This window comes from Pseudomonas sp. 05N434 (genome assembly GCF_056396965.1).
Genome location: NZ_JBFTMK010000255.1, coordinates 1 through 6,841 on the forward strand (window position 1 = coordinate 1; position 6,841 = coordinate 6,841).

General features: G+C 60.1%; 7 protein-coding genes. 5 read left to right on the top strand and 2 right to left on the bottom strand.

All coding sequences use genetic code 11. The annotated features are described in order from the left end of the window. Nucleotides 1-134 precede the first annotated feature (134 nt). Together ybaK and AC1DLB_RS16930 are read left to right on the top strand one after the other, a co-directional pair. On the top strand, nt 135-605 hold the full coding sequence (gene ybaK, locus AC1DLB_RS16925) for a Cys-tRNA(Pro) deacylase (RefSeq protein WP_007938929.1): 471 nt from the start codon (nt 135-137) through the stop codon (nt 603-605). A gap of 117 nt (nt 606-722) precedes the next feature. After that, nucleotides 723-1,505: a PhzF family phenazine biosynthesis protein gene (locus AC1DLB_RS16930; RefSeq protein ID WP_477785317.1), complete on the top strand. Its 783-nt coding sequence runs from the start codon at nt 723-725 to the stop codon at nt 1,503-1,505. A gap of 48 nt (nt 1,506-1,553) precedes the next feature. Here AC1DLB_RS16930 and AC1DLB_RS16935 read toward each other — a convergent pair whose 3' ends face one another. Further along, nucleotides 1,554-2,663, bottom strand: coding sequence for an ABC transporter ATP-binding protein (locus AC1DLB_RS16935; RefSeq protein WP_477744526.1), 1,110 nt, complete (start codon nt 2,661-2,663; stop codon nt 1,554-1,556). Then, on the bottom strand, nt 2,660-3,580 hold the full coding sequence (gene argF, locus AC1DLB_RS16940) for an ornithine carbamoyltransferase (RefSeq protein WP_026286458.1): 921 nt from the start codon (nt 3,578-3,580) through the stop codon (nt 2,660-2,662). The genes AC1DLB_RS16935 and argF overlap by 4 nt, the downstream gene beginning before the upstream one ends. A 406-nt stretch (nt 3,581-3,986) precedes the next feature. Here argF and AC1DLB_RS16945 point away from each other — a divergent pair, with 406 nt between their 5' ends. The 3 genes from AC1DLB_RS16945 to AC1DLB_RS16955 all read left to right on the top strand — a co-directional run. Next, nucleotides 3,987-4,277, top strand: a complete 291-nt coding sequence (locus AC1DLB_RS16945) for a hypothetical protein (RefSeq protein ID WP_018926610.1) — start codon at nt 3,987-3,989, stop codon at nt 4,275-4,277. Between the two features lie 135 nt (nt 4,278-4,412). Beyond that, nucleotides 4,413-6,521, top strand: a complete 2,109-nt coding sequence (locus AC1DLB_RS16950) for a molybdopterin oxidoreductase family protein (RefSeq protein WP_477744527.1) — start codon at nt 4,413-4,415, stop codon at nt 6,519-6,521. Between the two features lie 97 nt (nt 6,522-6,618). Further along, the coding region (locus AC1DLB_RS16955) for a glutaredoxin family protein (protein ID WP_477785318.1) at nt 6,619-6,841 on the top strand (223 nt) is incomplete at its 3' end.

Consider the following 6,841-nt stretch of genomic DNA (forward strand, 5'->3'; position numbering starts at 1 on the left):
GGCGAGAAGCGTGTGGACGAACGACCGAAAGCCCGGCCAGGCTCTGGAAATAGCAGCGCAATAGAGCCTTTTATCGATCAATGACCTAGAATCCTGCGCAGTATTTTTCTTCTGCCGCCAAGTCTGGAGCTGTCATGACCCCCGCATTGGATTTGTTGAAAAAAGTTCGTGCCGAACATCGTGTGCACAGTTACGAACATGATCCGAAGGCAGCGTCCTATGGTCTGGAGGCCGCGGAAAAACTGGGCCTGGACCCCGCGCAGGTGTTCAAGACATTGCTGGCGGCCAGCGAGAAGGGGGAGTTATTGGTGGCGGTGGTGCCGGTCGTCGGAAGTCTGGACTTGAAGGCGCTGGCACAGGCCGCAGGCGTGAAAAAAGTCGAAATGGCCGATCCAGCCGCTGCGCAGCGTTCGACGGGGTATCTGTTGGGCGGTATCAGCCCGCTCGGGCAGAAGAAGCGCCTGCGCACGTTTATCGATCATTCGGCCCAGCCGTTTTCCAGTATCTTCGTCAGCGCCGGGCGGCGCGGTCTGGAAGTCGAACTGGCGCCTGCCGTGTTGGCCGAACACACCCAGGCGAAGTTCGCCGATATCGGTCGAGCCTGAGCAGAAGGTCTTGGGCTAACAACCCGGCGCTGTATGGTGGAAATTGGTTCGTTCTGTCACTGGTGAAGGGCTATGCCGGGCTTCATGCTCGGCGACCTGAAGAAAGGGAGAAGTGCCATGCAGCTTGAGTTTCATCAGATCGATGCGTTCAGTGATCGGCCGTTCAGTGGTAACCCGGCGATGGTGTACCGGCTCGATGCCTGGCTTGACGATGAGTTGATGCAAAAAATCGCCGCCGAACATAACCTCGCCGAAACCGCGTTCCTGGTGCGTGAGGGTGCTGTCTGGCGCATTCGCTGGTTTACTCCGACCACCGAAGTCCCGTTATGCGGTCATGCGACCCTGGCCAGTGCCTACGTACTGTTTGAACTCTATAAAGAACCGGTCGAGCGACTGGACTTCATCTGCAAGTCCGGCCCGTTGAGTGTCACCCGAGAGGGTGGGCGCTTGTGGCTGGATTTCCCGGCAGTCGTGCCGTCGGAAGTGGGCGTGACCCTGGATGTCGAGCGCGCCTTGGGCGTCGAGGCGGTCGATGTGCTGGGCTCGAACGAATTGTTCGTGGTGCTGGAGTCCGAGCAGGCGGTGCTCGATTGTCAGCCAGACATGATTGCCCTGGCGAAATTGCCATGGCCGGGCGCCATCGTGACAGCCAAAGGCAGCAAGCATGACTTTGTGTCGCGCTACTTTGCCCCGGCGATCGGCATCAACGAAGACCCGGTGACCGGTTCAACCCATTGCAGCCTGATTCCGTACTGGTCGAAACGCTTGAGCAAGTCGAGTCTGACGGCTTATCAGTGCTCGGCGCGGGGTGGGGAGTTGWTTTGTCAGCTGGAAGGGGATCGGGTGAGTATTGGCGGGAATGCGACGCTGGTCGCGAGCGGAACGCTAATGCTGGGTTAAACGAAAATCCAATAGATGGGAGCGAGCTCCCACCTATGTCCGCGTTGTTCAGCTGGCGGCGCCGTAGCGCCGAACCCCGGACTCGATCGTCGGAATCTGCGCCGCTGTACTGCCGGAGGCCTGGAACAGTACCAGGTGTTCCGCCGCTACCCGAATGCCGACTTCAGCACCGACCAGATGATCGGCATGACTTGGGAAAATCGACTCCAGCTGTGCGCCCGTAGGCAACTGCAAGCGGTACAGCGTTGAGGCACCCTGGAAGCTCTTGCCGACAATCTGCGCCCTCAGTGGGCTGGACGGTGCATAGACGATGTCGTCCGGACGCAGCAATACGTCCACGGCGCCACCGATCGGCCAGGTGTAGGCACGGTTGCCGCGCAATTCACCCAATTCGGTCTGCACCGACTCCGGGCTGCTCAACTGACCGCGAATGAAGTAACCCTGGCCAATGAAGCTGGCCACATACGGTGTCAGCGGTTCGTGATAGAGGTTGTAGGGGGTATCCCATTGTTCAAGGCGACCTTCCTTGAAAACGCCGACATGGTCGCTGACCGCGAAAGCTTCTTCCTGGTCGTGGGTCACCAGAATCGCACTGGTGCCGCGAGCCTTGAGGATGTCGCGTACTTCATGGCTGAGCTTGCGTCGCAACTCACCATCGAGGTTGGAGAACGGTTCGTCGAGCAACAACAGTTGCGGTTCCGGCGCCAGGGCGCGGGCCAGTGCAACCCGCTGCTGCTGGCCACCGGACAGTTCATGGGGAAAGCGCTTGCCGAGGTTTTTCAGGTTGACCAGTTCGAGCAGTTCTTCGGTGACACGATCCTTTTGCGGATGCCTGCGGATCCCGAAGGCGATGTTCTCGGCCACGCTCAAATGCGGAAACAGCGCGTAATCCTGGAACACCATGCCGATCCGGCGTTTCTCCGGGGCGAGGGTGAAGCCGGCGCTGGAGATGGTCTCGCCCGCCAACTGGATCTCACCCTCGTGCACCGGTTCGAAACCGGCAATGGCCCGCAGGGTGGTGGTTTTGCCGCAGCCCGAAGAGCCCAGCAGGCAACCGATATCGCCGGCATTCAAATGCAGGTTGAGGTTCTGCACAACCCGCTGGTTTTGATAACCACAGGCCAGATTGCGCAGGTTCAGCAGTAATGGCTGGCTCATGCGTGATGGTACGAAGGTGGGACGAGAAACTCGAGCAGGGCCTTTTGTGCATGCAGACGGTTTTCGGCTTGATCCCATGCCACCGAACGCGGGTCGTCGAGCAGGTCGAGGCTGATTTCCTCGCCACGGTGGGCCGGCAGGCAATGCATGAACAGCACGTCCGGTGCGGCCAGGTCGAGCAGCGCCCGGTTGACCTGGAACGGTGCGAACAGCTTCAGGCGCTTGGCGGTTTCCTCTTCCTGGCCCATGGAGGTCCAGACGTCGGTGCTCACCAGATGCGCGCCGCGCACGGCTTCCCGAGGATCGCGGACGATGCTTACCCGATCGCCGGCCTTGGCCACGAATTCAGGGTTGGGTTCGTAACCCTCCGGGCAGGCGATGCGCAACTGGAAGTCGAACTGGATCGCCGCTTCTATATAGCTGTTGCACATGTTGTTGCCGTCGCCGATCCAGGCCACGGTCTTGCCTTGGATCGAACCGCGATGTTCGAGGAAGGTTTGCATGTCGGCCAGCAACTGGCACGGGTGCAGGTCATCGGACAGGCCGTTGATCAGCGGGACTCGCGAATTGGCGGCGAATTCGGTCAGGGTGCTGTGCGAAAACGTACGGATCATCACTGCATCGAGCATGCTCGACATCACAATGGCGGCGTCGCCGATCGGTTCGCCACGGCCCAGCTGAGTGTCGCGCGGCGACAGGAAGATCGCCTGGCCACCGAGCTGGATCATGCCGGCTTCGAACGAAATACGGGTACGGGTCGAGGACTTCTCGAAAATCATCCCCAGGACGCGGTTTTTCAAAGGCTCGAACAGTACGCCGCGGTTACGCAGGTCCTTGAGCTCAACGCCTCGACGGATCACGCTGACCAGCTCTTCGGGCGTGCAATCCATCAGGGAGAGAAAGTGCCTTGCGCTCATCATTGACTACCTTTTTGCAACAGACCGCAGATACTCAAAGCCTTGTTTAACTGAAAAACGGGCGAGACCTGCGGCGTAAGCCGCACGGGGCGACGAAATAGGGGAAGGCGCGATATTGACATTAAATGTCGCGTTTTTCCAATAGGCTACGGTGTTTAGAGGATTTCAGAGAGGCTACGGGGTGACTGAGGTAGCGCTTTTGAAGCCTGTTTCCTGACAGCAGCTGAGCATTTGTACACTGGGCTCGCGGGGCTTGGCAATCAGACAGGGCGCGGGCGACAGATTGGCAGTCGGTTTTTGACCTGTCATTCGAGCCTTTGGCGGGCAATGTGTCTGGTCTGAAACATTTGCTAATGCAAAGTGCTGGGTTATAACTAAAGCACGAGCGACGCAGGAAGCCTCAGGAATGGAATCGAAAGAACAGTTATTGATGGAGCTACTCGGCCTTACGGCTCGCTCTCTGACCCACCTCACTGCTTCCATGACCTCGATGTCTTTCGAGTTGTTACGCAGTGAAGACGAAGTCACCAAGGCGGCTGGCCGGCGCATGATCGACCGCATGGCCACCATCAGTGCCGGGCTCGACGAGCATTGGCGGCTGATCGGCGAGCTCACCGGCGTGCACGTCGCCCACGAGCAGATCGAAACCATCGAGGAAATCCAGCTGCAGGCGCCGCCGAGTCTGCCGCCGAACTGATCTCCTTGCTGCCATCGGCCGGCCTGATGGTCGTCGATTCACAAGACGAACGTCGCTGGCGCGGTGGCAAGTCACGCGCCATAGTTTTGTTCCCGCGGCCGACATTGCCCGCCCAGAACAAAACAGAGACTGGCCATGACCAAGACTCTCCATCACCGTGCGTGCCACCTGTGTGAAGCCATCTGCGGCCTGACCATCGAAACCACCGAGGTCGAAGGCAGCGGCGTGCAGATCACCTCGATCAAGGGCGACCCTCAGGACAGCTTCAGCCGTGGGCATATCTGCCCCAAGGCGGTGGCCCTGCAAGACATTCAGAACGACCCGGATCGCCTGCGTCAGCCGATGCAGCGAGTGGGTAGCGAGTGGCAGCCTATCGAGTGGGAAGATGCATTCAGCCTTGTAGCCGAACGCCTGGCGGCGATTCAGGAGCGTCACGGGCAGAACGCGGTGGCGGTCTATCAGGGCAACCCCAGCGTGCACAACTACGGGTTGATGACCCACAGCAATTACTTCCTCGGCCTGTTGAAAACCCGTAACCGGTTTTCCGCGACGTCGGTCGATCAGTTGCCCCATCACCTGACCAGTCATTTGATGTATGGCCACGGCTTGCTGTTGCCGATCCCGGACATCGATCACACGGATTTCATGTTGATCCTGGGCGGTAATCCGCTGGCCTCCAACGGCAGCATCATGACCGTGCCGGATGTGGAGAAGCGCCTCAAGGCGATTCAGGCCCGGGGTGGCAAAGTGGTGGTGGTCGATCCGCGTCGCAGCGAAACGGCGGCGATTGCCGACCAGCATCTGTTCGTGCGCCCCGGCGGCGATGCGGCGCTGTTGTTCGGGCTGCTCAATACGTTATTCGCTGAAGGCCTGACCCGCGACAGTCATTTGCCGGTCGATGGGCTGGATGAAGTGCGTAAGGCGATCGCAGGTTTCACTGCCGAGGCCATGAGCCCGCTGTGCGCAGTCCCCGCCGAACAGATCCGTCAACTGGCGCGGGACTTCGCGGCAGCCCCGACGGCGGTCTGCTATGGCCGCATGGGCGTCTCGACCCAGGCCTTCGGCACCTTGTGCCATTGGCTGGTGCAATTGATCAATCTGGTGACCGGCAACCTTGATCGTGTCGGCGGTGCGTTGTGCACCGAGCCGGCGGTGGACCTGGTGGCGTCCACATCGGGCGGCCATTTCAACCTGTGGCAAAGCCGCGTGTCCGGGCGTCCTGAATACGGTGGCGAGTTGCCGGTGTCGGCGCTGGCCGAAGAGATGCTCACCGAAGGGGAAGGGCAGGTCCGTGCGCTGATCACCGTGGCGGGTAATCCGGTGTTGTCCACGCCCAATGGCCGACAGCTGGAGCAGGCGCTGGACGGACTGGAGTTCATGGTCAGCGTCGACCTGTACATCAATGAAACCACGCGTTATGCCGACCTGATCCTGCCGTCGACTTCGGCGCTGGAAAACGATCATTACGACACCACCTTCAATATGTTCGCGGTGCGCAACGTCACCCGTTTCAACCGGGCGATTCTCGCCAAGCCGCAAGGCGCGCTGCATGATTGGGAGATCTTCGTGGGGCTGGCCAAGGCCTTTGCGGCGAAGACCGGCAAGGAGCTGAAACCGACCATTGCGCCGGCGCAGATGATTGACCGGGGGCTGCGGATGGGCCTGTATGGCGATGCTTCAGGGCACAAACTGTCGCTGGCGACCTTGTTCGATCACCCTCACGGTATCGATCTCGGCGCGCTCAAGCCCAATTTGACGCCTCGTCTGAAGACGGCCAATCAGCGCGTCCAGGCGGCGCCTGTGGAGATCCTCGCCGATCTGGCGCGCTTTGCGGCGTTGCAAGCACCAGCCGCCGATGAGTTACTGATGATCGGTCGCCGCCATGTGCGCAGCAACAACTCATGGATGCACAACTCTCACCGCCTGGTGAAGGGCAAGCCGCGCCATCAACTGCTGATGCACCCGGACGACCTGGCCAGCCGCGGGCTCAGCGATGGGCAGCGGGTGCGCGTCAGTTCACGGGTCGGCGTGATCGAGGTTGAAGTGGTCGCCAGCCTCGATATGATGAAAGGAGTGGTCAGCCTGCCCCACGGTTGGGGTCATGCGCGACCGGGCGTGCAGATGACGATTGCCAGTGGCCAGCCAGGTTCCAGCGCCAATGACCTGACTGACGAATGTCAGCTCGATGAGTTGTCGGGCAATGCGGCATTGAACGGCGTGCCGGTGACCGTGGCGGCGGCGTGAACATGTCTGTCGGGGAGGCCGAGCATGGCGCTCGGGTTTCCGTTACAATGCGCCACCGTGCCGACCACTGAGTCGGAAAGTTCAGCCGAGGTGCTCCATGGATATCATCGAAACGATTAAAGAGCAGATTGCCAACAACACCATTCTGCTTTACATGAAAGGCTCGCCGAATGCCCCGCAGTGTGGGTTCTCCGCGAAAGCCGCCCAGGCTGTGATGGCCTGTGGTGAAAAGTTTGYCTATGTGGATATCCTGCAGAACCCGGAAATCCGCGCCAACCTGCCAAAGTACGCCAACTGGCCAACCTTCCCACAACTGTGGG